Here is a 24,514-nt window from a genome sequence, read left to right on the forward strand (position 1 = left end):
ATGCCGGCCTTGCAGGCCTTTTCGATGACACCGTTAACCGCGGTCTCCGAGGCGGCGTCGACGGCGAGCACGTCGACCTTCTTTAGGATCAGTTCGGCGATCTGGCTATTCTGCTGCGCGACCGAGCCGTCGCCGTTCATGACGATGTAGTCGGCGACCTGTCCAGCGGCCTTGGCCTCCTTGGCCGATGCCTCGAAAGCCTCCACCATCTGGTGACGCCAGGTATTGCCGTAATAGGCATTGGCCAGCGCGATGACCGGCGCGTCCGGAGACGCCATTGCCGGCAGCGCAGCAGCACTTGCCAGTGCGACGCCGGCGAGCGCCGCAACAATCGAAATTCTCATGTCATTCTCCTCCCAACGAAACGACTGGCTTGGCAGCCTCAGCATAGCGCCAGATGATCACGCTATGTCAGGTACACATTATACCAGCATACCAAATAGGCAAGCGCTTTGCTCGCCCGGTGAGAACTGCTCAGACGAGGAATTCCCGCATCCGGTGCCTTCTATGCCCGGGCTCAGCGTGGCCCCATCATAGCTGGGCCTCACCTGGATGAGCCGCATAGAGGCGTTCCGGTCTTCCCTGCGGGCCAAAGCGGTCGCGGTTGTGGCGAGGTGGCACTGGATGGCGGCTTCAGACCGGAAACAGGAAGGCCGTAGCGGGATCGAAGAAAATCTGCCGTCCCGAAGCGGCATCGGTGCCGCCCGGTTCGGCTGTATCCGAAGTTGGCCTGACGTCGATCTCGTCGCCCGACCCGGTGCGCGCCACGACGCGCCGGCGATCGCCGAAGAAGGCGGTGTCGACGATCTCGACGGCAAGCGACGCATTCCCCTCCATGGGCGTCAGGCGGAACGCTTCCGGCCGCACCATCAGCCTGGCCTTTTGGCCGCGGCCGAGCCCCTGTGTGGCTTTCACGCCCTTGACGATCGAGCCATCAGCCAGCCGCACCAAGGCAACGCCGTTCTCTGTTTCGAGGTGCTCCGCCGGCAGGAAGTTGGAATTGCCGATGAAGCCGGCGACGAACTCGCTCGCTGGTCTGAGATAAAGGTCCTCGCCGGTGCCGATCTGCTCGATGCGGCCTTCCTTGAACAAGGCGATGCGGTCGGAAAGATGCAGCGCCTCCTCCTGGTCGTGCGTGACATAGAGGATGGTGACGCCGGTCTCGCGGTGGATGCGGCGGATCTCGGCCTGGATTTCCTGGCGCAGTTTCTTGTCCAGAGCCGACAGCGGCTCGTCCATCAACAGGATCGGGGGATCGTAGGCGAGCGCGCGGGCAAGCGCCACGCGCTGCTGCTGGCCGCCGGACAGCGCGCCGGGATAGCGCTCAGCGAATTTTTCCAGGCGCACCAGCGCCAGCATATCGGCGACCTTGCGCTTCACTTCGGCATCCGGCCGGCGGCGCACCCGCAGCGGAAAGGCTACGTTCTCGGCGACGCTCAGGTGCGGGAACAGCGTGTAGCGCTGGAACACCATGCCGATGTTGCGCTTGTGCGACGGCACCGAAAGCAGCGACTTGTCTTCCAAAAGCACGTCGCCCGCCGTCGGATCCTGGAAACCGGCGATCGCATAGAGCGTCGTCGACTTGCCGGAGCCTGACGGCCCGAGAAAGGTCAGGAATTCGCCCTTCGGCACATCGATGGTGACGTCGTGGACGGCGACGAAGGCGCCGAACGCCTTTCTCACCGCGCGGATGGACAGGAATGGCCGGGTCATCTGGACAGTCTTCTGCGAAGGAGTGCGGTGACGATCATCAGGGCGAGAGTGAGGCCGACGAGCAGGCTGGAGGCGGCGGCGACGACCGGGCTCAGATCGGCACGCAGGCTGCCCCAGATCTTCACCGGCAAGGTCTGCAGGGTCGGGCTCGCCATGAAGATCGCCACCACCACCTCGTCCCATGAGGCGAGGAAGGAAAAGATCGCCGCCGAGAAGATGCCGATGCGGATCGAGGGCAGGGTGATCCTGAGCCTTGCCTGCAGCGGACTGGCGCCGCACACGATCGCCGCGTCCTCGATGGATTTGTCGAAACCTTCGAGCGCGGTGGCGATCGGAATGATGGCGAAGGGCAGCGCCAGGATCGTGTGGGCGATGACGAAACCGATCGTCGTGCCGGCGAGCCCGATGCGCAGGAAAAAGGCGTAGATGGCGATGGCGAAAACCACCACCGGCAGCACCATCGGCGTCAGCAGCAGGCCGCGCAGGAACTGCCGGCCGCGAAATTCGCCCCTGACCAGGCTGAACGAGGCGAGCAGGCCGATCAGAACCGCGAGGATGGCGGCCATCGCGGCGATCTTCGCGCTGGTCAAAGCGGCGTCGACCCAGGCCGGGTCGGCAAGAAGTTCCTGATACCATTTCAGCGTCCAGCCTGGTGGCGGAAAGGCCAGCCAGCGCGACGAGCCGAACGACAACAGGACGATGAAGACCACCGGTAACAGAAGGAAAGCCGCGATGAGCGCAGTGAAGCCGGCGAGCGCCGCACGCAGCCATCCGAGCCGGTCGTAGTCGAGCAGCATCTTAGAGCCCTCCGGCGAGGCGCCTGGCGCCGACCATGCGCAATTGGATCGCGTAGAGCACCATGGTGACGGCGAGCAGCACGAAGGCCGCAGCACTTCCGAGCCCCCAGTTGAGCAGCGACTGCACCGTCTGGGTGATCATTTCGGCGAGCATCATGTTCGATGTGCCGCCGAGCAGCGCGGGCGTCACGAAATAGCCGAGCGACATGACGAAGACCATCAGCCCGCCGGCGGCGATGCCGGGCAGCGACAGCGGTAGCAGGATGCGGCGGAATGCCTGCGACGGGCTAGCGCCGCAAAGGGCGGCGGCGCGCAGCGTCATCGGATCGATGGCGCGCAGCGTGCCGACCAGCGGCAGGATCATGAAGGGCAGCATGATGTAGACCATGCCGATGGTGACGCCGGTCAAATTGTTGATGAGCGGCAGCGGCTCGTGGATGACGCCGAGCCCCATCAGCGCCCGGTTGATCACACCGGTGCGCTGCAAAAGCACCATCCAGGCATAGGTGCGGGTGAGGAGATTGGTCCACATCGACAGGATGATGATGCCGAAGACGACCGAACCGAGCGCCGGCGGCATGATCGCCAGCATCCAGGCGACCGGAAACGCGACGAGGATGGTCACGACGGTGACGACGGCCGCGACCAGGAAGGTGTTGAGAAACACCCGCACATAAGTGCCGCTGCCGAACAGCGCGGCATAGTTCTGCAGGCCGGGCTCGGGATCGGTGACGCTGCGCAGCAAGAGCGCGACCACCGGCACGACAAAGAACAGGCCGACCAGCACCAGGGCCGGCAGGGCGCCGCCGCTGCCGGCCGGCAGGCCGGCAACCGAGCCGCGGCTGAGGGAGTGTGCTTGCATCGAGCGGTTCCCGTCGTCCCGAAGGGGGCGCGGCTTGCCGCGCCTCCGGCTTGCTGTGGCGCTACTTGGTCTGCCAGGCGTACCAGCGCGTGGCGATCTCGTCGCGGTGCTCGGCCCAGTAGTTCATGTCGAGATTGATCTGACCCTCGACGTGCGCGTCGGGCAGCCCTTTCACCACGTCGGCGGGCATTTCCGCCTTGGCCTTGGTGTTGATCGGCGCGTAGCCGCTTGCCTCGGCGAATTTCGCCTGGCCGGTCGGGCTGGTCGCGGCGGCGAGGAATTTCATCGCGCTGTCCTTGTTCTTGGCGCCCTTCGGCACGACGAGAACGTCAGCGGCGGTGAGGTTCTGGTTCCAGGAGACGCCGACATCGGCGCCGTCCTTCTCGAGCGCGAAGACACGGCCGTTCCAGAGCTGCCCGAAGGCAGCCTCGCCCGAAGCGATGAGCTGCTGCGACTCCGCGCCGCCGCCCCACCAGACGATATCCGACTTGATCGTGTCGAGCTTCTTGAAAGCGCGCTCGAGATCGAGCGGATAGAGCTTGTCCGCCGGCACGCCGTCGGCGAGCAGCGCGATCTCGATCACGCCCGGCGCCGACCATTTGTAGAAGGTCCGTTTGCCGGGAAACTTCTTGGTGTCGAACATGTCGGCCCAGCTTGTCGGCTCACCCGAAACGGCGCCCTTGTTCCAGGCCAGCACGAAGGAATAGTAGAAGCTGCCGACGGCATGCTCGTTGCTGAAGCGCGGGTCGAGATCGGCCTTCGGCACGGCGGCGAAGTCGATCGGCTCGAGCAGCCCGTCCTTGGCGGCCTTGATGGCGAAATCCATTTCCACGTCGACCACGTCCCAGGTCACGTTCTTGGCGTCGACCATGGCCTTCAGCTTGCCGTAGTCGGTCGGGCCGTCCTGCAGCACCTTGATGCCGGAGCTCGCCGCGAACGGCTCGGCCCAGGACTTGGTCTGCGCTTCCTGCGTGGTGCCGCCCCAGCTGGTGAATACCATTTCGTCGGCCTTGGCGGCGGTTGCCGATAGCAGCCCGGCGAGCACGCCGGCTAAGATCAGTCTCATGTCATTCTCCTCTGATTTCTCTGTTCCGTTTCTTGTTCTTGTCGCTGCACCCTCGGCATGCGTTCTCAGCGCATGACGAAGGGATCGGGAATCGGCTCGTCCGAGGTCTTGATCCAGACCGATTTCGAGCGCGTGTAGTCGCGGATGGCGTCGAGCCCGCCTTCTCGGCCAAGACCCGACAACCCGTAGCCGCCGAAGGGAACGAGCGGCGACACGGCGCGATAGGTGTTGACCCAGACGACGCCGGCACGGATGTCGCGCGCCATGCGGTGCGCCTTGCCGAGAATCGAGGTGAAGACGCCGGAGGCGAGACCGAAGGGCGTGTCGTTGGCTAGAGCCAATGCCTCGGCCTCGGTGTCGAAGGCGAGCACGCTCAACACCGGCCCGAACAATTCCTCGCGCACGCAGGGCAGGTTGCTATCACCGGCATCGATGATCGTCGGCGCATAGTAGAAGCCGGCGCCGGCGTCGGGGCGCCTGCCGCCGGTGACCAGCGTGCCCCCGGCGGCGAGGCTTTCGGCGACGATGGTCTCGATCCGGTCGCGCTGGCGCAGGGTCGCGAGCGGCCCCATCTCGGTGGCCGGATCCTGAGGATCGCCGATGCGGATCGCTTCGGCCTTGCGCTTCAACCGACCGAGGAATTCTTGTCTTACGGTACGCTCGATCAGCAGGCGCGAACCGGCGACGCAGCTCTGTCCGGTCGCCGCAAAGATGCCGGCGACGACCGCATTGGCGGCGCTGTCGAGGTCGGCGTCGGCAAAGACGACGACCGGGCTCTTGCCGCCGAGCTCGAGCGTCGTGTGCGCGAGGTTTTCCGCCGTGTTCCTGACGATGGCGCGCGCCGTGGCCGGGCCGCCGGTGAAAGCGACGCGCGAGACCAGCGGATGACTGGTCAGGCGCCGTCCGCACTCCTGGCCGAAGCCCGTGAGGATGTTGACGGTGCCGGCCGGAAAGCCGGCTTCGCTGACCAACTCGGCGAAGGCGAGCAGCGGTGCCGGGCCGTCTTCTGAGGCCTTGAGCACCACCGTGCAGCCCGCGGCAAGCGCCGGGCCGAGCTTGACCGCCGAGAGGAAGAGCTGCGAGTTCCACGGCACCACCGCGGCGACGACGCCGATCGGCTCGCGGCGGATGGTGACGTCGAGATCGGCCTTGTCGATCGGCACATGCGCGCCTTCATGCTTGTCGGCGAGCCCGCCATAGTAGCGGTAATAGTCGCCGACATAGGCGATCTGGGCGCGCGTCTCGCGGATGATCTTGCCGGTGTCGCGCGTCTCCAGCTCGGCCAGGCGGCCCGCATTGGCGGCCACGAGGTCGCCGAGCCTGACCAGCAGCTTGCCTCGCGCGGTTGCTGTCATCGATGCCCAAGGGCCGGTGCGCAGCGCACGATGCGCGGCCTCGACGGCGCGGTCGACATCGGCTTCGGTTGCAGCCGGCATCTTCGCCCATGGCGCACCGGTCGACGGATCGACGCTGTCGAAGCTGGCCGACGGCTCGTCGAAGCGGCCGTCGATGAAGTTCCTGAATGCGGCGTCGGTCATGGCCTTGCCCGTTCGTTCGCGATCAGATGAAGGCCGGCATCACCCGGTCCATGAACAATTGCAGCGATTTCTTCTTGCGCTCGTGCGAAAGGCCGCTGTCGATCCAGATCGAGTACTGGTCGAAGCCTAGCGTCTCATAGGCTTTCAACCGCGCGACCACCTCGTGCGCCTCGCCGATCACCAGGTTCTGGCGCATGTTGTCCGGCGCGTATTGCGGCATGGCCGCGATCTCTTCGGGGCTCAGCGGTTCCAAAATGCCCTGGTGCACCGGCTTCTTGTTCTGGAACCAGGCGCCGAACTGGCAGTAGAAGTTCGACAGATCCTGGCTCAGCCGATCGGCATCGGCGGCGTCCTCGGCGACGAACGTGTGCATCAAGAGCATGATTTCCGGACGCGGGATTTCGGGATGCGCGGCGCAGGCGTCGTTAAACCGCTGCATCAGGCTTGCAACCTCATCGTCGCCGGACGCCAGTGGCGTCACTTGGACCTTGCATCCGTTGGCGACAGCGAAGTCGTGCGAGTTCGGATCGCGCGCCGCCACCCAGATCGGCGGGTAGGGTTTTTGCAGCGGCTTGGGAGAGGAGGTGGTTGGCGGGAACTGCCAGAATTCGCCGCAGTGCTCGTAGTCGCCGTCCCAGAGACCCCGGATCGCCGGAATGATCTCGCGCATGCGCTGCCCGGCGCCCCAGGCATCGAGCCCGGGGAAGACCCGCTGATATTCGTAGCTGTAGGCGCCCCGGGCGATGCCGATGTCGAGCCGGCCGCCGGCAATCACGTCGGTCATCGCCGCCTCGCCGGCAAGCTTGATCGGGTGCCAGAAGGGCGCGATGATGGTTCCGGTGCCGAGGCGGATGCGGCTGGTCTTGGCCGCCAGATAGGCGATGTTGATGAACGGATTGGGCGAGATGGTGAACTCCATCCCGTGATGCTCGCCGATCCAGGCGGTCTCGAAGCCCGCCTCTTCCGCCAGTAGGACCAGCTCACCCAGCTCGCGCAACAACTCCGAATGCGGCTTGACGAGATCCGAGCGTTCCATATGCACGAAAAGCGAGAACTTCATCCCTGGTCACCTGTATTGAGGACGACGGTCCTGGCGAGCGGCCTTACCTCGCCTTCGACCTCGTTGCCGACATAGACGCCGAATGCGTCTTCAGTGCATTCGCGCACATAGCGGGTGAGCATCGAGCGGATGGCCGGATCGGCGATCTTCAAGCCGTCGATCGCGTCGATGTCGATCAGCCGGATGCCGCGATCGCTGGAAGCCGGCACGTCGAAGGTACCGCGATAGTAAACATGGGTGCGCGAGGGATTGCCCGCGTCGTCCCATACGGCGAAGAGGAAGCCGAGCTGGGCCTCGATGGCCTTTGCGGCCAGAAGCCCGTTGAGGCTCTTGCCGTCGCTTGCCGAGCCCAGCCCCCGGCCGCGCGGCAGTTCGAGGAAGCCGTCTGGCGTTTCGAGGAACAGGATACGGCCGCCGTTTTCGAGGATGGCGCCGACATCGGTGCCGGGCTGGGCGGCGGCCAGCGCCTCCTGACTGAGCCCGGGCGTGATGTAGGCGCCGCGGCAATAGCCGAGAGGCTGCGAGGTATTGTGCTGGAAGTCGCGGACGCGGCCGATCAGGATCGAATGGTCGCCCGCCTCGACCAACCGCTCCATATCGCAGTCGAAGGCTGCGACCGAGCCGTCGAGAACCGGACTGCCGGTCTTCCCCGGGCGCCAGTCGACCGACGCGAATTTATCCGCTGCCTTCGAGGCGAAGATGCCGGAGGCCGCTTTCTGGGTCTCGTTCAAAATGTTGATGGCGAAGCTCTTCGATGTCGCGAACACCGGATGACCGAGCGCCTTGTGGGCGATGCAGACCAGCACCAGCGGCGGATCAAGCGACACCGATGTGAACGAGTTGGCGGTGAACCCGCGCGGCTCGCCTTCCGCGCCGATCGTGGTGACGATGGTGACGCCTGTTAGGAAGGAGCCGAGCGCACGCCGGAACTCGCCGCTGTCGAAGCTGGCGTCCGCTGCTGCTCCTTGCTCCAGGCTTTCACCTTCGTTCAGGAACTCGGCGATGCATCGTGAGGTGAGATCCGGTGCCGCCACCGCCATCATGTGCCTTTGGCCGGCGAGAACGGTGCAGCGGCCATGCGGCGCGAGCCTGGCCATGGCGGCCGACATTGCCGGCGAGGAGTTCTTGTCCTCGGAGCCGGTGATGAACAGGGCCGGCATGGCCAGGGTCTGCAGGCGCTCGGCGTGGTCGCGGTCGGCACGGGCGAACAGGCGATAAGTGCGGGCGTAGCCTTCGGGATCGACCTCGCTCAACGCTGCCGCCGCCTTCTCGGCCGCCGCCGTGAGCTCGGCCGGAACCGGATCGCCGAACCAGCGGGCGATGGTCTGGGCGACCCCCGCCGCATCGCCGTGGCCGGTGAGCGCCGCCGCGCGCTCGAGCACGGCTTGGGCCAGATCAGGCGGACGACGGAACACGGCGTTGAGCGACACGACACGGCGGATGCGCTCCGGCGCTAGCAGCGCGAGTTCCTGCGCGACCAAAGCCCCCATCGAGTGACCGACGACGGACGCCTTGTCGAGGCCGAGATGATCGAGCAGCCGGATCGCCTGCGCGGCATAGTCGGCGAGTTCCGGCTCCTGCGGCGGCAGCGGCGAGCGGCCGTGGCCAAGCATGTCGATGGCGATCAGGTCGAAGCGGTCAGCCATCCGCTGGATCTGCGGCTGCCAGATCGTCGCGTTCATGCCGACGCCGTGGATGAACAGCACCGGCGCGCCCGATCCGGCGCGGATAAAGCCGGTTCCGTCGGGCGCGGCTGCCCGGGTCCATCCAGGTGCGACGGCGTCAGCCATGCAGGTCGCCCACTTCCTTGAGGTCCTGATAGCGGTCGCCGATGCGATGGTGAGGACGGCCGCCGATCGAAGCACCGAGCGCCACGACCAACTCGTCCGGCGCCGGTGCGTCGCCGATCTGGAAATGCACGGTCAGATAGTGCGAGCGGCGGCCCTCGTCATTCTTGTCCATCAGCGGAATCATGATCGGTGTGTTCGGTCCACCACGCAGATTGGTGAAGGCGAGATAGGTCTTGGCGGCGACGGCGCGGCGATAGTGATTGCCGAAATGCAGTGTGTGGATCAGCGCCGAGGCATGCTCGATCTCGCCCGACGTGCCGCAGATCGCGGCCTTGCCGTAGCCCTCGATCGCCTCGGCCGAGCCGGCGGCGGCAACGATCTCGCGGGTCAGGGTTTCTCCAAGCACCGGCGCAAAGGCGCGGATCTCGGGCGAAAGATCCTCGATGAAGCCGCGACCCGCCCAGGGGTTCGTCAGCACGGCGGCGACCCCGATCAGGCGCAGCGGCTTGGATGCTGCCTTGCCGCCTTCGATCAGCGTGTTCTCGCTGTAAGTGACGATCTTGCGAATGGCCGGCTGCATGGAAACCTCTGTCAGGTGGCGCTCGAGAAACGCCTGTCGTCTTATGGTATACCATAGTATGGAGCACCAAATACCTTGTCAACCTGCCATGGAATCTGTTTTCGTGGCGGCCAAGGGAGCAGAGACATGCAGGACGACACGCTTCGCATCGATCGCAGCGCCAAAACCTTGAGAACATTGGCCCTTGAGCGCATGCGCGAGGCCATAATGGATTTTCATTTCCAGCCCGGCGAAAGGCTGGTCGAGCGGCCGCTTTGCGACCAGCTCGGCGTCAGCCGATCGGTTGTGCGCGAGGTCCTGCGGCAGCTGGAGGCTGAAGGCCTTGTGCAGATGATCCCCGGGCATGGTCCGGCTGTGGCCAAACCGGATATCGGCCGCACCGACGAGATCTATGAGCTCAGGGCTTTGCTCGAGGGCATCGCGGCGCGCGCCTGCGCGCAATCGGCCACCAATGGCCAACTGGCCGTACTGGAGCACGCCCTCGGCGAGCTCTTCGAGGCCTGGGCCTCGGGCAAGCCGCCGGCAGTGATGCGCGCGACGACGAAGTTCTACGAAGCGCTTTTCGAGGCTGCGGACAAGCGTGTCGCCTGGGAGATCGTCAGCGGGTTGAATGTGCGCATCAACCAGCTGCGTTCGATGACGATCGCCTCGGCAAACCGTCGCGAGCCGGCGATCGCCGAGATGAACGCGATTATGGATGCGATCCGGGCGCGTAAGCCGCGGGAGGCGGAAGCCGCGGCACGGCGCCACGTCGAATCCGCCTGGAAGATCGCCCGGGACAAACTGCGCCTTGACCCTCTCTAAAGCGCGTCGCGCTGGAACGGATTCAGGCGACGCTTTCGCACAAATCCCGCCATGCCGAATTCCGGTTCTATCCTATTGGGGACCACCCAGGGGAAGAACGGTCAGGCGAGCTCCGCCACAGCTCTTATCCGACGGTAAATGAAGGGTTCGCCCGCCGCATTGTCTGCCGCGGCGCGCCGCGTTTCGTCGGTGAGCATGCCCACCCGGGCATGGATCGGCGATTTGATGCAGACCGGATCCGTTGCGGCGGCATCGCCGGCAATCGCCATCGCTTGACATCTGCAGCCGCCCCAATCGATCTCGCGCCGCTCGCAGCTTCGGCACGGCTCCAGCATCCATTCGGTACCGCGAAAGGCATTGAATGCCGGTGAATCGGTCCAGATCTCGGCCAGCGAGCGCTCTCCGAAACGCTCGAAGCGGAGCGCAGGAATGGTCTGCGCGGCATGGCATGGCAGCACCGTGCCGTCGGGCGTCACCATGAAGGCGTCGCGCGCCCAGCCGCCCATGCACGGCTTGGGATAGACGGCGAAATAGTCCGGCGGGACGAAATCGATGTTGATGACGCCGGCAAGCCGTGCTTGCGCCGCCGCGACGATCTCCGCTTGCCGTTCGACCGCGGCGCGTTCGGGCATCAGGGTATTGCGATTGGCCAGCGCCCAGCCGGCATACTGCACATTGGCGATCTCGAGCCGTTCGGCGTCCAGCGAAAGAGCCAGGTCAATGAATTCCGGCACTTCCTCGATGTTGTGGCGATGGATCGGCGCATTGATGGTGAGCGGCAACCCGGCCGCGCGGGCGCGGCGTGCCGTCTCCAGCTTCTTTTCGTGGCTGCCGCTGTGGTTGCCGATACCGTCGGTCGTCGCCGGGCGGGCGCCCTGGAAGCTCAGCTGCAGGTGGTCGAGCCCGGCTTCGGCAAAGGCCGCGATCCGGCCCTCGGCAATGTTGATGCCGGCGGTGATGAGGTTGGTGTAGACACCGCGCGCCGAAAGCCCGGCGATCAATTGCTCGAGATCGCGGCGCAGCGTCGGCTCGCCGCCGGACAGATGCACCTGCAGAACGCCGAGATCGGCGGCCTGCGAGAAAAGATCGAGCCAGGTGTGGGTGTCGAGCTCACGATTGGCCTTGAGCAATTCGAGCGGATTGGAGCAATAAGGGCACTGCAGCGCGCAGCGATGCGTCAGTTCCGCCAGCATGCCGATCGGAGGCAGAAGCGGCTCGCTCATGGCTTCACCAGCAGCTTGTCCGACCATTCCTGCAGGAAGGCGATGACATCGGCCGCTACGGCCTCCTGTTCAGCATCGTAATCGGCCGCAAGACCAGCGATGATGTAGCCGACCGCGGACCGCCCGTCGCAGCGGCGCAATATGTCGAGACTGATATCGTTCGGCCAGAATACCTTTTCCGGCGAAAGCACGGCGAAGGCCTGCCGCACGGGGTCGTACTGAATACGCACGTGCCTCGGCAGCGACGGCATCGATTGCAAGGAGACGATGGCTCTTTCGCGCATCGCCATCATCGGGTTGCCTCCGGCCGGAAGGCGCCCGGTGGTAGGTTTCCCGGCGCGCCATAGGCATGTTGAAGCGCATCGAGCATGGCCCACAATATATCGCATTTGAACACCAGCGCATCGATCGCCTGCTGCTGGCGCTCGGCCGTATCGGCGTGGCTCAGCACATAGGCGAGGGCGAAGTCGGCGTCGCGCGTTGCCTGTTCCGGCCGCCGGCTGAAATAGGCCAGCGTGTCCTCGGTGATGTAGTCGTATTTGGCCAGCATCGCCGGCACTCGCTCGCCGATTATGATCGGCGAGAACATCTCGGTCAGCGACGATGCCACCGCCTCGAGCAGCGTGCGGTTCGTGCAGAAGGAAAGATAGGCGCCGATGGCGAAGCGGGTCGCCGGCAGCGCCAGCCTTTCGCTCTTGACGGCTTCGGCATCGAGCCCGAGCGAGGTCGCCAGATGCAGCCAGCGCGCGATGCCGCCGCTCCAGCCGTCCTCGCCGTCGTGATCCTCGATGCGTTTGCGCCAGGCGGCGCGAAACGCCGGGTCTTCGGCATGTGCCAGGATCATGGCGTCCTTGCGCGGAATGACGGCCTGGTAGCAGTAGCGGTTCAATGCCCAGGCCTGCATTTCGGCCTTCGTCAGCCCGCCACTGGTCATCCTGTGATGAAAGCGATGGCGGTTGTGATAACGCTCGGCGCCGACCTGCCGCAGCACCGCCTCGAGCTCGCTCTTGGACAGACCATGTCGCGCCGCGTCGTGGAAGTCGCTCAAAGTTCGATCTCCATTCCGTCGCTCCCGATTTCCCAGCCAGCCGCTCTGACCGTCGCGTGTTCGGCGGAACTCTCGTCGAGAACAGGATTGGTATTGTTGATGTGGATGAAGACGCGGCGGCCGATCCTCACATCGGCCAAGGCGGCGATCGAACCCGCTTCTCCAGACATTGCGATGTGCCCCATGCGCGCACCGGTCTTCTGGCCGACGCCGGCGAGGATCATCTCGTCGTCTGTATAGACAGTGCCGTCGAACAGAAGGCAGGCGGCGTCCGCCAGACGCGTGCGCAGGGCGGCATCGATGCCCGCGCAGCCGGGAATGTAGAAGACAGCGGCGCGACTTCCAGCCCCGTTGACACGCACGCCGATCGTGTCGCCCGTGTCGGAGCTGAAATCGGCACTTGGATCGCCTCTTTGCTCGAGATAGAGCGCGATCTTGCCGGGCACGGGAAAGGCGTCGACGACCACGCCGGTCTGCTGGCCGTCCGCGTTGCAGATCGCCAGTTCCTCCGTTGGCGCCAGAAGGCGGCGCGGCACGATCGCCGGATCGAGAACGTTGAAGATCGAATTCGCCGCCAGCGTCGCCAGCACCTGTGCCGTTGCATAGATTGCGAAGGGCTGCCGCTCCCGCAGGCTGAGCAGGCCGGCGACATGGTCGACGTCGCCATTCGTCAGCACGACCGCGCGGATGGGCGTCGAGCGCAGCGGCGCATCGGCCGCGGGCTGCAGTTCAGGCGTTTGCGCGATCTGCCGGCCAATGTCGGGCGACGCGTTGAACAGAACCCAGCCTGTCCCGTCCGCCGATACGGCAATGGACGACTGGGTCCGCGAATGCAGGCCGGCCATGCCGCTCCGAGCCGAGCGGCTCAGGCGATAGTTGCAGTTCCATTGCGGAAAGCCGCCTCCCGCCGCCGATCCTATGATCTTCACGCGCATGGCGATGCCTGCTCTGCGGCCCATTTGACCGACGCCAAATTCTCGGTGCCAAACGGCTTCGCGCCCGCGCTTCCCGCGCAACCCCCGTCTCGACGACCTCAAGCGGCAAGGGGATGCATGCCCCCGCAGCCAGGGACACGCAGCTCTGCGGCCTACTTCCTGGGAGGCGTTTCAGCAGGCAGATACCGCGAAATCTCGAAGCCCGCGGCAACCTGGCACATCATCGGTTTCTTCCAGCTCTTCTTCTTCATTGCATTCTCCTCTTTAGCCAGTCCGAAGGGACCGGTCGTCATTGGCGCCATTGCGGGGAAAGCAATAGCCCCTCCATCACCTCACAAACGGACAAATGAAACGCTGGGTTCTCAAACAGCCAAAAAACACAGGAACAAAACACAACTGCCTAGCTCAGGGATCAGTTCCTTAGCTTCGTCTCTCTCCCGTTCGATCAAGCTCACCCCGGCGACTTCGCGGCCATGGCGCCGTGGGGCATGAGCATGACAGCCGCAACCAAGCTGCGAACGAGGCTCATCCGTTCCATCAACCGTTTCCTCCCGCGCCTTGTTTGCGGGTTATCAGGCCGCGCGAAGGGTCATAAGCGATGATGGCGCCCCCGAGAAACAGCAGCGTGCAGCCGCCGACGACACCCAGCGACACCCAATCGATCTCCCCGTAGAAGGCGAAGCGGATCAGCTCGACGGCATAAGTAAAGGGGTTGGCGAGGCAGAGCTTGTAAAGCAGCGGGCTCGCTTCCTGGATGCGCCACAAAGGATAGAGCGCCGGCGACGCGAAATAGCCGGGAAAGATGACGAAGTTCATGATCCCGGCAAAATTCTCGAGCTGCTTGATCATCGAGGACAGGAGCATGCCGAGCGCGCAAAGCATCATCCCCGACAGGAACAGAGCCGGCAGCACGAACAGGTAACCGAGCGGCGGCGCCTTGACGCCCCAGAACCAGGCAACGATCAGAAAGGCATAAACCTGCGCGATCGACACGGAGACGCCGGCGAGCATCTTCGACACCAGCAGATACCAGCGGGGAAATGGGCTGACCAGCAGGATACGCATATTGCCCATCTCACGATCGTAGACCATCGACAGCGAAGACTGCATGCCCGAGAACAGCAGGATCATGCCGCACAAGCCCGGCGTGATGTAGACCTCGTAGAGCACGTAGGTCTTGTAGGGCGGGATGATCGAGACACCGAGCACTTGCCGGAACCCGGCGGCAAAAATGAACAGCCAGACGAGCGGTCGCACCAGCGACGAGATGAAGCGCTCGCGCTGGTGCAGGAAGCGCAGCCCTTCCCGCACGACGACGCCTTTGAGGCAGATGAGGTAGTGACGAAAGCCGAACGCGCCGGACTTCACCGGCGTGACGGATGCGACCTTTTCCGGCATTGCGGGAGTGCTCATGGCGAGATCTCCGCCTGGCCGGCTGCTTCGCCGCGGCTGAGTTTGGAAAAGGCGTCGCGGATCGACGCGGCGCCACTCGCTTGGACCACGTCGGCCACTTTGCCTTTGGCGACCAGGTCACCTTGCCGCAGCACGACGACATGGTCGCCGTCTTCAACCTCGTCGATCAGGTGGGTGGCCCAAAGCACGCCGATGCCCTCGGTTTCGACCAGCTTGCGGATGGTGGCGAGAATGCCCGCGCGCGATTGGATGTCGAGACCCACCGTCGCCTCGTCGAGCAGCAGCAGGGACGGGCTATGGAGCAGCGCCCGGGCGATCTCGATGCGCCGCATCTGGCCGCCGGAAAGGCCGCGAGCCTTGTCATGCTGACGGCCTTGCATGTCGACCGTCTCGATCAGCGCTGCAATGCGCTGCCGGGCTTCGTGCCGTCCGATGCCGTGCAGCGAGGCGTGATAGGAGAGGTTCTGGTATACGCTCAGGTCGAGGTCGAGCGTGCGTGCCTGGAACACAATGCCGACCCGCCTGAGCGCCTCGCCGGACGCACGGCGGACATCATGGCCGAAGATGCGGATCGATCCCTGGCGCGTGTCGTAGAGGTGGCTGATCAGCGAGAACAGGGTCGTCTTGCCGGCGCCGTTGAGACCGAGAAGGCCGGTGAAAGTCGCCGGCGCTATCGAGAACGAGACGTCGTTGAGCGCCCGCGTCGGGCCATAGGAATGGCTGACGCCGGCGACATCGAGTGCCGCCGCTCCGGTCCCCGTTTTCGCCGTCCTCGCATGCTGCATGGATGCTCCTTCAGATGCTATCTAGCGCGCTCGACGTCTTTGGCCCGGCTTCATGGCCTTAATCTTTAGCCTGCTTTTCTATTTGGGCGATATGACCACGCCCCACGGCTGCTGCCCCACGGTGACCGACTGAACCGGCTCCTCGGTCGCCGTATCGATGAAAGTGATGTCGTTGGAATTGCCGTTCGTTGTGATCAGTGTCTTCTGATCCGGGGTGAAGTCCAGATGCCAGACGCGCTGTCCGACGAGGATGTAGTTTTCCACCTCGTAGGTTTCGGTGTTGATCACTGCGACATGGTTCGCCGGGCCGAGCGCGATATAGGCCTTCTTCCCGTCGGCGCTGATGGCGATGCCGACCGGCTGGATGGTTTCGGCTCGCAGTCCGGGAATCGCGAACTTGATCCTCTTCACGACCTGGCGCTTGGCGTTGTCGATGACGCTGACGGTGCCGCCGATCTCGGCACTGACCCAGGCCTGCGAGCCGTCGGGCTTGAACGCGGCGAAGCGCGGGCGCGTGTCGACCAGCACGTTGTCGGTTACCTCATGGCTCTCGGTGTCGATGAAATGCGCCATGCTGGTGGTCTCCGAGGTGTTGACCAGGGTCTTGCCGTCGGGGCTGACGGCCATGCCTTCGGGTTCCACGCCGACCGGGATCTCGGACGTGACTTGCTTGCTGTCGAGGTCGATCGCGGTGACCAGATTGTCGTTTTCGTTGGCGACGTAGAGCGCCTTGCCGTCGGGCGAAAGCACGAACAATTCGGGATCGTCGCCGGAGGGCAGCGTGCCGACGACCTGCAGCGTCGTGGTATCGATGATTTGGATCGTATTGTCGTCGCTGGCGCACAAATAGATGAACTTGCCGTCGTGCGAGATGGCGATGCCGCGCGGTCTCTGGCCGACGTCGACGGTCTTGACCACCTGCATGGTCGCCGTATCGACGACGGTCATCGTATTGTCCTTCTCGTTTGAGACATAGGCCGTGTAGGCCGATGCCGGGCCGGCCATGACGCCGGTTGCGAGAATGGCGAGTACGCAAGCTCGGCTCTGCACGAATTCCTCCCGATCGGCGCTACCTGAGAACGCATTTCGTTTCCGGCTGATCGATGCCGAGGGTGTCGAGTTCGGAGACTTGGTGGAGATAGCCCTCCTGGGGAGATGTCGAGACGACCGATTTGGCATCGCCAAGCAGGATCGGCTGGCGAAGCTGGAGGTTCCATTTGCGGAAGGTCAGCTTCTGTCCCTTGAACGCGGCGACCGAGAAGTCGTCCGAGCGGATGTAATCGCTGATCTTTTTCGGATCGTCACCATTGGTGCGCGTGGTGGCTTCGGCGACGGCCCGCACGGCCGTCCAGGCCGACATGTCCTTGGACATCATTCGCCGGCCTGCCGTCTTCAGGAAGCGATTTTGCATTTGAATGCCGCCCCACTGTTCACTCGCGGGATGCCATGACGATGCCACAAGACCGGCCGTGCCTGCGACGAGCCGCGGCGTCCAGCTGCGGTAGGGCACGTAGGTCCCGAACACCTCGCTTTCATCGGCCACAAGCAGCACGTCATGCTCCGGCAGGTCCTGCGTGAATACCGAAATCTGTTGCTGTATCTGCGTGGCTCCGGTGTCAGTGCGGCGCGCCGTCCCGGTATCCTTGAATTCCTTCTCCGCGACGATCTGCCCGCCGAAGCGGGCTGCCGCGCGGCGCAACGCGTCGGCATAAAGGCGGTCCTCATCATGCGAGCCGTAGAGCAGCACCCAGCTCGGCCATTTCTTCACCATCAGATACTGGGCCAGAGCGTCGGCGAGCATGCTTCGCGTCGGCGCGATGTGGAAGACGTTTATGCGGCAGTCCTCCTCGCGCAGTCTGTCGTCGGTGGCGCCGACGTTGAAGATAAGCACGCCCTTGTCGCGGGCGATGTCGGCGATCGACAGCAGCTGCTTGGCCGAGAGATCCGCGATGACATAGCGGTCGCCTTTGGAAATCAACGCGTTGAATGCCTCAACCGCGTCGGCCTCCGGTTTTATCTCGGTGACGTCGAGGCTGAATTTCTGATTGATGAACCTGCCCGTGGTGTTGTTGTCGCCGATGGCGACATTGGCGCCCGCGACACCTTCGTCACGCGGCGGCTCGTCCAGCAGGGAAAGCGTCAGGCGCGGCGCGTAGGCCCGTAAATAGCGTATCTTGATTTCGGTTCTCTTCTCGTCCGGCTTGATCGCTCCGGCCGGCTGCACGGTCGGTTGCTGGGCGAACGCACGCGGAGCAGCAGCGGTCAGGGACAGAAAGCACAAAAGGGCCGCCAAGGTGCCCGACACCGCGCTTGTCATCGACAAATCACCGTTCTTGCGCCTAAGTCCGATCGTTTGCCGGACCAGCGCGAAGTCAAGGTGTCCCAAGGCGAACTTAGAGAGCCGGCGGGATTTATCAACCTCGTGAGCAGGACGTCTCCGGCTCTGCCGGCAACTGCGCAGTAAGTTCCGAACGATGCTGGCCGCGCGACGGTCCGAAGCGGCCCGGACGTATCTCAGGGAAGAGTTGCTTCGGCGAACCATTTGTCTTTCGTCGCCCCCCGCACCCCCACCGGTTCACGCAGGTTGCGCTCGGACCACGGCGCTCCTGAAGCAAAACTTGCGATTTGACGCCCTCAGCTTGACCTTGCGGCGAGGCCTGTCCTCTGATTCCCTGATCTTGGCGGGACCATCTGATTCGTTTGCTAGTTGCTCTGGCGCAGCCACTGCGTCCCGTAGAGAGATCACAATGACCGCCAAGCCGGAAATCCTGGAGATGAGACCTAAGATAACCGTTGTGGGGGTCGGTGGCGCTGGCGGAAACGCCGTCAACAACATGATCGCTGAAGGCCTGCAGGGGGTCGAGTTCGTCGTCGCCAATACCGACGCCCAGGCGCTCACCATGTCGAAGTCGCCGCGGCTGATCCAGTTGGGCGCGCATGTGACCGAAGGCTTGGGCGCCGGATCTCTCCCCCACGTCGGCAGCGCGGCCGCCGAAGAATCCATCGACGAGATCATGGATCATCTGGCGGGAACGCACATGTGTTTTATCACGGCGGGCATGGGCGGCGGCACCGGGACTGGCGCCGCGCCCGTCATTGCGCGTGCGGCGCGCGATGCCGGCATTTTGACGGTGGCCGTCGTTACCAAGCCTTTCACGTTCGAGGGCAAGCGCAGGTCCCAGGCCGCCGAAGAGGGCATAGAACGCCTTCGCGAAAGCGCCGACACCGTGATCGTCATCCCCAACCAGAACCTTTTCAGGGTCGCCGACGCCAGGACGACGTTTGCTGATGCCTTCGCTATGGCGGACCGTGTTCTCTACGCTGGTGTCGGCTGCATCACGGATCTCATCGTGAAGGAAGGCCTGATCAATCTCGATTTTGCCGACGTGAAGTCGGTGATGCGGGACATGGGCCGGGCGATGATGGGAACCGGTGAAGCCTCGGGGGAGGGCCGCGCAAGGACGGCGGCCGAGGCAGCAATCGCCAACCCGCTGCTCGATGAGGCTTCCATGACGGGCGCCAGAGGCCTGCTCGTATCGATCTGCGGCGGCACGGACATGACGCTCTTCGAGGTCGACGAAGCCGCGACACGGATACGGGAAGAGGTCGACGCCGACGCCGACATTATCGTCGGCGCCATCTTCGACCAGGCGTTGGCCGGAAAGTTTCGGGTGTCGGTCGTCGCGACGGGTCTGCGGAAGAGCGAAGACATGCCGCAGCTTCAGCAGAGGATCGCCTGAAGCCGGCCTTCCTGGTTGGCGAGATCCCGCCGGCGAATCTCTGCTCGTCGCTATGACTTGGCTTTCGGTGGCCCCCTACGGCCGGGATGGTGGCGAGCGGATCCTAGCTAGGGTTTTCAGTCGAGCGAAGCTGGAGCAGATCAGCTGGCCATTCTTTAATAACGGGCCATTCTCTCGGCGATGAGGCCCGGGCGGGCTGCGATTTTTGCGCCGGCGCCGGTGAACATTTTTCCCCTGAGACAGTTTGGAGTGCCTTGGGGAATACCGGAAAGCCACTTGGACAACACGGGATTAACGGACAGCACGACCAGTGACGCGGAGCGCTTACTCGCTGTCCGGTCCGCGGGTCTGCAGTGGATCACGGTGGCCGGCTCATATTTCGCCACTGAGGACGGCGAGCCGTGGATGCCGATCGGGCAGAATGACGCGATAAGCTGGCCTGAGCTAAATGGGCTGTTCCGGCGCAAGGACATAGCCGGCGTGGAGGCTCACCTCCGCTGGCTTAAGCAAAGCGGCGTCACCTGCCTCAGGCTGATGCTGGAATATGCTCAGGTCCGCCACCGCTACTTCGAGCGGCCGCTCGGTCGCTTCGTTCCTGCTATCGTGCGGCTGTGGGACGATCTTTTTCGTCTCTGTGAAAAGCACGGTTTGAGAATACTGCTCACCCCGTTCGATACATTTTGGCAGTGGCGGCACTGGCGTCATCACCCCTATAATCAGAGGAACGGCGGCGTGCTGGATCAGCCCTCGCGCTTTCTGGTCTGCACGGCCACGCGCCGCGCCATCAAGGCAAGGCTGGAATTCGCGGTGCGCAGATGGGGCGGCAGCGGCGCGCTCTTCGCTTGGGACCTCTGGAACGAGATCCATCCCGAGCAGGCCGAAGGCAGCGCCGACGATTTCGGCGACTTCATCCACGATCTCGGTGCTTTCGTTCGCCGGCTGGAGATTTCGCTCTACGGCCGCTCCCACCCGCAAACGGTTTCGCTCTTCGGACCGGAGCTTCGCTGGCGGGCGCACATGCCGCTCCGCGAACCTATCTTCCGGCATCCGGATCTCGACTTCGCCTCCCTCCACATCTACGAGGAGGGCACGATCGATCATCCCCGCGACACAGTGGCCCCGGCGCTCGGCCTGGGGCGGATCGTCGGCGAGGCCCTGGCCGAAACTTGCGATGGCCGGCCGTTCCTCGACAGCGAACATGGCCCGATCCATACCTTCAAGGACAAGAAGATCACGCTGCCGGAGCCGTTCGATGACGAATATTTCCGCCATATGCAATGGGCGCACCTGGCTGCCGGCGGTGCCGGTGGCGGCATGCGCTGGCCGAACCGTACGCCGCATGTGCTCACACCCGGCATGCGGCGGGCGCAGCGCTCGCTGGCGGGTTTCCTGCCGCTGATCGACTGGAGTCGGTTCCGACGTGTCCATCTCGGCGGCCGGGTGCGGGTTTCCCGCCCCGATGTCGCGGCGGTCGCCTGCGGCGACGATGCCCAGGCGGTGGCCTGGCTGGTGCACCGCGAAACGATCGGGCCCAACGGCATGCTGCAGGCCGACGTGCAAACCGAGCCCGTCATGATCGACCTGCCTGGGCTGGCTCCGGGTAGCTACCGCATAGTCGGCTGGGATACTGCGGCCGGCACGCAAGCGGCGGAATGGCGGGCGCAAGCGGACGGTAGGTTGAAGCTGGAGGTGCCACCGTTCGCGACCGATGTCGCGCTGGCGATTCGCCGATGCTGAGAGGGACCGAAGCCAAGCCGCCTGTCCCTGCCTGCGCATTGCTTTCGGCGAGTCTGACCTGAGTATCGGCGTCTTCTGGATTTTCACGGCTGAGCGGGGAACACTTCATCCACCTCCAGGTTCGGAAGTATGCGTCATGCCCCACCCGCGGCAGCCCACTCAGCTTCGGCAATGAACGAGGACCCGATTCTTCCACTCGCTAAAGCGATCCGAGAGCGCAATGCGGTGCTCTTTGTCGGAGCTGGTGTTTCGATGAGCGTGGGGCTGCCTTCCTGGGAGAAGCTGATTGAACGCATGGCGAGCGAACTCGGCCTGGATGGGGCGAGACCGCGTGATCGCTTCCAAACCCTGGCCGAGTATTACCGGATCAAGCATGGCAGCATCGGGCCGTTGCGCAGTTGGATGGACAGGCACTGGACCGTGACGAGGGAGAAGATTCGGGAGTCCGAACTGCATCGTCTGATCGTCGCGCTGGATTTTCCGGTGATCTACACCACCAACTATGACCGGAACCTCGAAGTCGCCTTTGAGATACACGGCCGCGCTTACGTGAAGGTGGCCAATGCTCGGGATGTCTCGAAGGCTCGCCGGGACGTCGCGTGTATCGTGAAATTCCACGGCGACTTCGATGACGATTCCTCGCTGGTCCTTACGGAAACCGACTATCTCGATCGGTTATCCTTCGATTCGCCGCTCGATGTGCGGTTTCGTTCCGATGCGCTGGGCAGCACGGTTCTGTTCGTCGGCTATAGCCTCTCGGACCTGAACATCCGGCTGCTGTTGCATCGGCTTTGGCAGACATGGAACCGTTCGGGCTACGAGGCGGATCGGCCGCCGTCATACATTTTCATGGCGAGCCGAGACCCCGTCGAAGAAGCCGTGCTGGGGCGTTGGGGTATCACCGTGCTCACAGGCGACAACGACGATCCGGAAGTCGGCCTCGTGAGTTTCCTCAGTCGGCTGGGCGAGGTTGTGAACGATCAGGAGATCACGCTGGGCTGAACGCCGTTCAGCACGCGGCAAGAACGAAGAAGTTGCCCAATCCAAAGAGGGTTTGGCCGTTGGTCGACCGTGCCGGCCAATGCAAGGAGTAAGAATGTGCCGCAAGCCGTTAGCCAAAACGTGAATCCGGCTGCCAGCGCGGTCACATTCGACAGTTTTTTCATGGGCGGTTTCGAATGCTCCTCGCACCGGCGAAAGGATGGCGTGCGTCTCGATCTCGTGCGAGCGACTGGCCATGATTCTCACGCAGAACGCGACTATCGCGGCTGCGCGAACCTTGGGCTCAGAACTGTTCGTGACGGGCTACGCTGGCACCTGATCGAGAAGGCGCCGGGCGTGTACGATTGGTCGAGTTGGGCGCCGATGATCGAGGCGGCAAATCTCGCCGGCGTTCAGGTCATCTGGGACGTCTTTCACTACGGAACCCCCGATTATCTTGACCAGGGCGGGAAGGAGCTGATCGAGCGCTATGCCGATTTCGCAGCGGAAGCTGTCCGGTTGCATCGGGCCGTCAGCGGGAAGCCTGCGCTCGTCTGCCCGATCAACGAGATATCGTTCTTCGCCTGGGCAGTCGAAGTGGGCTATTTTCCACCGGCCGGCCCAAGGCGAAGGGGTTGGTTCAAACGCCACCTCGTCAAGGCTGCCGTGCAAGGCATACGAGCCATGCGCCAAGCGGATCCAGAATGCCGGTTCATCTGGGCCGAGCCGCTTATTCACATCGCGCCGCGCGATCGAAGCCGCGCGGAAATGCGGGCGGCTGAAAAAGTCCGTCAAGGACAGTTCGAAGCGTACGACATGCTGATGGGGCGCGTCGAGCCGCAGCTTGGCGGCAGCGAAGATCTCATCGATGTCATCGGTCTGAATTTTTACCCGCACAATCAGTGGTACCTGCACGGGCCAACAATCCCGATGGGGCATCACGAATACCGGGCTCTGTCGGAAATGCTCGTCGAGGTCGCCCGACGCTACCGACAGCCGATGTACATTGCAGAGACAGGTGCGGAGGGATCGGGGGGCCCGGCATGGCTTCACTATGTATGCGGCGAGGTGCGGGAGGCTATGAACCAAGGCGCGCCGGTCGGGGGTATTTGCCTTTATCCGATCACGGCTTACCCGGGATGGGACAATTCACGCCACGCCGAAGTTGGCCTTTTCTCCGTCATCCATGCGGATGGATCGCGCCGCACCCGTCAGTCGATGGCCGATGAACTGGCGAGGCAGCAGAGGCTGTTTGAGAAGCATTCTCGACCCACGCAGCCTTGCAATCAAGAGTAGCAAGCGGCTTTAGCCTGGCACAGCCATTGCCGGCTGCAAGGCGCCTCCAATTGGGACCGTCTTCTGAATGCGGGCGAAAGTAGCCAGAGCCTGACCCACGACCTGGTCCATATTGTAATAGCGGTATGTCGCAAGGCGGCCGACAAACCAGACATCCGGGCGACTGGCGGACAAGGCTTCATATTGCTTGTAGAGCGCTTCGTTTTCCGGCCGGGGCACCGGGTAATACGGATCGCCAATGTCGGTCGGGTGTTCATAGGTGAGGCTTGTCCGGGCGTTCTTCTGACCGGTCAGATGCTTGTACTCGGTGATCCGGGTGAAGTCCTCCGTTTGCGGATAGTTGACCACAGCGACCGGCTGGAACTGTTCGCATTCGACGGTCACGTGCTCGAAACGCAGTGAGCGATACGGCAGGCGGCCAAGTCTCCAGTCGAAGAATTCGTCGACAGGGCCGGTGTAGATCAGCTTGCGGAACGGAATCCGGTCCCGGACCTCACGATAATCGGTCTGCAGCATGATCTTGATATTGGGATGGTTGAGCATGCGCTCGAACATGCGCGTGTACCCGTTCGCGGGCATGTGCTGGAAGCTGTCGCCGAAGTAGCGGTCGTCGCGGTTGGTCCTGGTCGGAACCCGGGCGGTTACCGATTTGCTGAGCTGGGAGGGGTCTACGCCCCATTGCTTCCTGGTGTAGCCGCGGAAGAATTTCTCATAGAGTTCCCGCCCGACAGTGCTGACCACGACGTCCTCGGCCGTGTGGACTTCCTCGATGGTCTCGCGGCGAGACGCGAAGAAGTCTTCCAGTTCCACCGGATCCAAATCGAGACCATAGAGGCGGTTGATCGTATCGAGATTGATGGGGATCGGGAGAAGCATTCCGTCGACCGCCGCCAGCACACGATGTTCATACGGCCGCCATGTCGTGAAGTGTGACAGATAATCCACGATGGACCGCGCATTTGTATGGAATATGTGCGGCCCGTAGCGGTGGATGAGGATGCCTGCTTCGTCGTAGCAGTCATAGGCGTTGCCACCGATGTGATTGCGGCGATCGATGAGGAGAACGCTTTCTCCCCGCTGCGAGGCAATGCGTTCGGCGAGAACGCTGCCGGCGAAGCCGGCGCCGACGATCAGCCAGTCGAACAT

General features: G+C 63.7%; 23 protein-coding genes. 5 read left to right on the forward strand and 18 right to left on the reverse strand.

Annotated features, from left to right (window positions below):
• The 9 genes from A9K66_RS23835 to A9K66_RS23875 all read right to left on the reverse strand — a co-directional run.
• A partial coding sequence (locus A9K66_RS23835; protein ID WP_156751134.1) for a substrate-binding domain-containing protein occupies positions 1-344 on the reverse strand: 344 nt, incomplete at its 3' end.
• Positions 345-633: 289 nt separating this feature from the next.
• On the reverse strand, positions 634-1,713 hold the full coding sequence (locus A9K66_RS23840) for an ABC transporter ATP-binding protein (protein ID WP_067328483.1): 1,080 nt from the start codon (positions 1,711-1,713) through the stop codon (positions 634-636).
• Positions 1,710-2,510 (reverse strand): ABC transporter permease, encoded by an 801-nt coding sequence (locus A9K66_RS23845; RefSeq protein ID WP_067328485.1) that lies wholly within the window; start codon positions 2,508-2,510, stop codon positions 1,710-1,712. The genes A9K66_RS23840 and A9K66_RS23845 overlap by 4 nt, the downstream gene beginning before the upstream one ends.
• A 1-nt stretch (position 2,511) precedes the next feature.
• A complete protein-coding gene (locus A9K66_RS23850; RefSeq protein WP_067328488.1) occupies positions 2,512-3,372 on the reverse strand; it encodes an ABC transporter permease in 861 nt (286 codons plus the stop codon).
• A gap of 61 nt (positions 3,373-3,433) precedes the next feature.
• Entirely contained in the window at positions 3,434-4,438 is a 1,005-nt protein-coding gene (locus A9K66_RS23855; protein ID WP_067328491.1) for an ABC transporter substrate-binding protein, read from the reverse strand.
• 65 nt (positions 4,439-4,503) lie between these two features.
• Entirely contained in the window at positions 4,504-5,976 is a 1,473-nt protein-coding gene (locus A9K66_RS23860) for an aldehyde dehydrogenase (protein WP_067328493.1), read from the reverse strand.
• A gap of 22 nt (positions 5,977-5,998) precedes the next feature.
• Positions 5,999-7,036 (reverse strand): LLM class flavin-dependent oxidoreductase, encoded by a 1,038-nt coding sequence (locus A9K66_RS23865; RefSeq protein WP_067328495.1) that lies wholly within the window; start codon positions 7,034-7,036, stop codon positions 5,999-6,001.
• Entirely contained in the window at positions 7,033-8,826 is a 1,794-nt protein-coding gene (locus A9K66_RS31540) for an alpha/beta fold hydrolase (RefSeq protein ID WP_067328498.1), read from the reverse strand. Before A9K66_RS31540 ends, A9K66_RS23865 begins: the two co-directional genes overlap by 4 nt.
• Complete coding sequence (locus A9K66_RS23875; protein ID WP_067328500.1) at positions 8,819-9,406, reverse strand: amino acid synthesis family protein; 588 nt, start codon at positions 9,404-9,406, stop codon at positions 8,819-8,821. Before A9K66_RS23875 ends, A9K66_RS31540 begins: the two co-directional genes overlap by 8 nt.
• A 126-nt stretch (positions 9,407-9,532) precedes the next feature.
• Here A9K66_RS23875 and A9K66_RS23880 point away from each other — a divergent pair, with 126 nt between their 5' ends.
• Positions 9,533-10,210, forward strand: a complete 678-nt coding sequence (locus A9K66_RS23880) for a GntR family transcriptional regulator (RefSeq protein WP_067328502.1) — start codon at positions 9,533-9,535, stop codon at positions 10,208-10,210.
• Between the two features lie 101 nt (positions 10,211-10,311).
• On the opposite strand, the gene pqqE is transcribed toward A9K66_RS23880, so the two are convergent.
• From pqqE to A9K66_RS23920, 8 genes are all read right to left on the reverse strand, one after another.
• Positions 10,312-11,433 (reverse strand): pyrroloquinoline quinone biosynthesis protein PqqE, encoded by a 1,122-nt coding sequence (pqqE, locus tag A9K66_RS23885; protein ID WP_067328504.1) that lies wholly within the window; start codon positions 11,431-11,433, stop codon positions 10,312-10,314.
• On the reverse strand, positions 11,430-11,726 hold the full coding sequence (pqqD, locus tag A9K66_RS23890) for a pyrroloquinoline quinone biosynthesis peptide chaperone PqqD (RefSeq protein WP_067328506.1): 297 nt from the start codon (positions 11,724-11,726) through the stop codon (positions 11,430-11,432). Before pqqD ends, pqqE begins: the two co-directional genes overlap by 4 nt.
• On the reverse strand, positions 11,723-12,481 hold the full coding sequence (pqqC, locus tag A9K66_RS23895) for a pyrroloquinoline-quinone synthase PqqC (protein ID WP_067328508.1): 759 nt from the start codon (positions 12,479-12,481) through the stop codon (positions 11,723-11,725). The genes pqqD and pqqC overlap by 4 nt, the downstream gene beginning before the upstream one ends.
• On the reverse strand, positions 12,478-13,416 hold the full coding sequence (gene pqqB / locus A9K66_RS23900) for a pyrroloquinoline quinone biosynthesis protein PqqB (protein WP_067329083.1): 939 nt from the start codon (positions 13,414-13,416) through the stop codon (positions 12,478-12,480). Before pqqB ends, pqqC begins: the two co-directional genes overlap by 4 nt.
• A gap of 537 nt (positions 13,417-13,953) precedes the next feature.
• On the reverse strand, positions 13,954-14,814 hold the full coding sequence (locus tag A9K66_RS23905) for an ABC transporter permease (protein ID WP_067328510.1): 861 nt from the start codon (positions 14,812-14,814) through the stop codon (positions 13,954-13,956).
• An 11-nt stretch (positions 14,815-14,825) separates the two neighbouring features.
• Entirely contained in the window at positions 14,826-15,614 is a 789-nt protein-coding gene (locus A9K66_RS23910) for an ATP-binding cassette domain-containing protein (RefSeq protein ID WP_067328512.1), read from the reverse strand.
• A gap of 78 nt (positions 15,615-15,692) precedes the next feature.
• A complete protein-coding gene (locus A9K66_RS23915) occupies positions 15,693-16,664 on the reverse strand; it encodes a YVTN family beta-propeller repeat protein (RefSeq protein ID WP_082954048.1) in 972 nt (323 codons plus the stop codon).
• Positions 16,665-16,683: 19 nt separating this feature from the next.
• Positions 16,684-17,931 (reverse strand): ABC transporter substrate-binding protein, encoded by a 1,248-nt coding sequence (locus A9K66_RS23920; RefSeq protein ID WP_067328516.1) that lies wholly within the window; start codon positions 17,929-17,931, stop codon positions 16,684-16,686.
• 430 nt (positions 17,932-18,361) lie between these two features.
• Here A9K66_RS23920 and ftsZ point away from each other — a divergent pair, with 430 nt between their 5' ends.
• The 4 genes from ftsZ to A9K66_RS23940 all read left to right on the forward strand — a co-directional run bounded on the left by ftsZ (position 18,362) and on the right by A9K66_RS23940 (position 23,368).
• On the forward strand, positions 18,362-19,354 hold the full coding sequence (gene ftsZ / locus A9K66_RS23925) for a cell division protein FtsZ (protein ID WP_067328519.1): 993 nt from the start codon (positions 18,362-18,364) through the stop codon (positions 19,352-19,354).
• 480 nt (positions 19,355-19,834) lie between these two features.
• Positions 19,835-21,091 carry a hypothetical protein gene (locus tag A9K66_RS23930; protein WP_197507513.1) on the forward strand — a complete coding sequence of 419 codons (1,257 nt, stop codon included), beginning with the start codon at positions 19,835-19,837 and terminating at the stop codon, positions 21,089-21,091.
• Positions 21,092-21,262: 171 nt separating this feature from the next.
• The gene (locus A9K66_RS23935; RefSeq protein ID WP_067328523.1) at positions 21,263-22,093 is read left to right on the forward strand and encodes an SIR2 family protein; all 831 of its coding nucleotides are present in this window, start codon (positions 21,263-21,265) and stop codon (positions 22,091-22,093) included.
• A gap of 96 nt (positions 22,094-22,189) precedes the next feature.
• Entirely contained in the window at positions 22,190-23,368 is a 1,179-nt protein-coding gene (locus A9K66_RS23940) for a beta-glucosidase (protein WP_082954076.1), read from the forward strand.
• Between the two features lie 9 nt (positions 23,369-23,377).
• Here A9K66_RS23940 and glf read toward each other — a convergent pair whose 3' ends face one another.
• Positions 23,378-24,514, reverse strand: a complete 1,137-nt coding sequence (gene glf, locus A9K66_RS23945) for a UDP-galactopyranose mutase (RefSeq protein WP_067328527.1) — start codon at positions 24,512-24,514, stop codon at positions 23,378-23,380.

The organism is Mesorhizobium sp. AA23 (assembly GCF_001672435.1).
Lineage (GTDB): Bacteria > Pseudomonadota > Alphaproteobacteria > Rhizobiales > Rhizobiaceae > Mesorhizobium.

Bases quoted from the DNA above. Each gene is read 5' to 3' on its own strand.
- pqqD (WP_067328506.1), bottom strand. From the start codon at position 11,726: ATGATGGCGATGCGCGAAAGAGCCATCGTCTCCTTGCAATCGATGCCG.
- A9K66_RS23920 (WP_067328516.1), bottom strand. From the start codon at position 17,931: ATGACAAGCGCGGTGTCGGGCACCTTGGCGGCCCTTTTGTGCTTTCTG.
- ftsZ (WP_067328519.1), top strand. From the start codon at position 18,362: ATGACCGCCAAGCCGGAAATCCTGGAGATGAGACCTAAGATAACCGTT.
- A9K66_RS23875 (WP_067328500.1), bottom strand. From the start codon at position 9,406: ATGCAGCCGGCCATTCGCAAGATCGTCACTTACAGCGAGAACACGCTG.
- A9K66_RS23850 (WP_067328488.1), bottom strand. From the start codon at position 3,372: ATGCAAGCACACTCCCTCAGCCGCGGCTCGGTTGCCGGCCTGCCGGCC.
- A9K66_RS23840 (WP_067328483.1), bottom strand. From the start codon at position 1,713: ATGACCCGGCCATTCCTGTCCATCCGCGCGGTGAGAAAGGCGTTCGGC.
- A9K66_RS23860 (WP_067328493.1), bottom strand. From the start codon at position 5,976: ATGACCGACGCCGCATTCAGGAACTTCATCGACGGCCGCTTCGACGAG.
- A9K66_RS23880 (WP_067328502.1), top strand. From the start codon at position 9,533: ATGCAGGACGACACGCTTCGCATCGATCGCAGCGCCAAAACCTTGAGA.
- A9K66_RS31540 (WP_067328498.1), bottom strand. From the start codon at position 8,826: ATGGCTGACGCCGTCGCACCTGGATGGACCCGGGCAGCCGCGCCCGAC.
- A9K66_RS23855 (WP_067328491.1), bottom strand. From the start codon at position 4,438: ATGAGACTGATCTTAGCCGGCGTGCTCGCCGGGCTGCTATCGGCAACC.
- A9K66_RS23905 (WP_067328510.1), bottom strand. From the start codon at position 14,814: ATGCCGGAAAAGGTCGCATCCGTCACGCCGGTGAAGTCCGGCGCGTTC.
- A9K66_RS23910 (WP_067328512.1), bottom strand. From the start codon at position 15,614: ATGCAGCATGCGAGGACGGCGAAAACGGGGACCGGAGCGGCGGCACTC.
- pqqE (WP_067328504.1), bottom strand. From the start codon at position 11,433: ATGAGCGAGCCGCTTCTGCCTCCGATCGGCATGCTGGCGGAACTGACG.
- A9K66_RS23845 (WP_067328485.1), bottom strand. From the start codon at position 2,510: ATGCTGCTCGACTACGACCGGCTCGGATGGCTGCGTGCGGCGCTCGCC.
- glf (WP_067328527.1), bottom strand. From the start codon at position 24,514: ATGTTCGACTGGCTGATCGTCGGCGCCGGCTTCGCCGGCAGCGTTCTC.
- A9K66_RS23935 (WP_067328523.1), top strand. From the start codon at position 21,263: ATGAACGAGGACCCGATTCTTCCACTCGCTAAAGCGATCCGAGAGCGC.
- A9K66_RS23865 (WP_067328495.1), bottom strand. From the start codon at position 7,036: ATGAAGTTCTCGCTTTTCGTGCATATGGAACGCTCGGATCTCGTCAAG.
- pqqB (WP_067329083.1), bottom strand. From the start codon at position 13,416: ATGCGCGTGAAGATCATAGGATCGGCGGCGGGAGGCGGCTTTCCGCAA.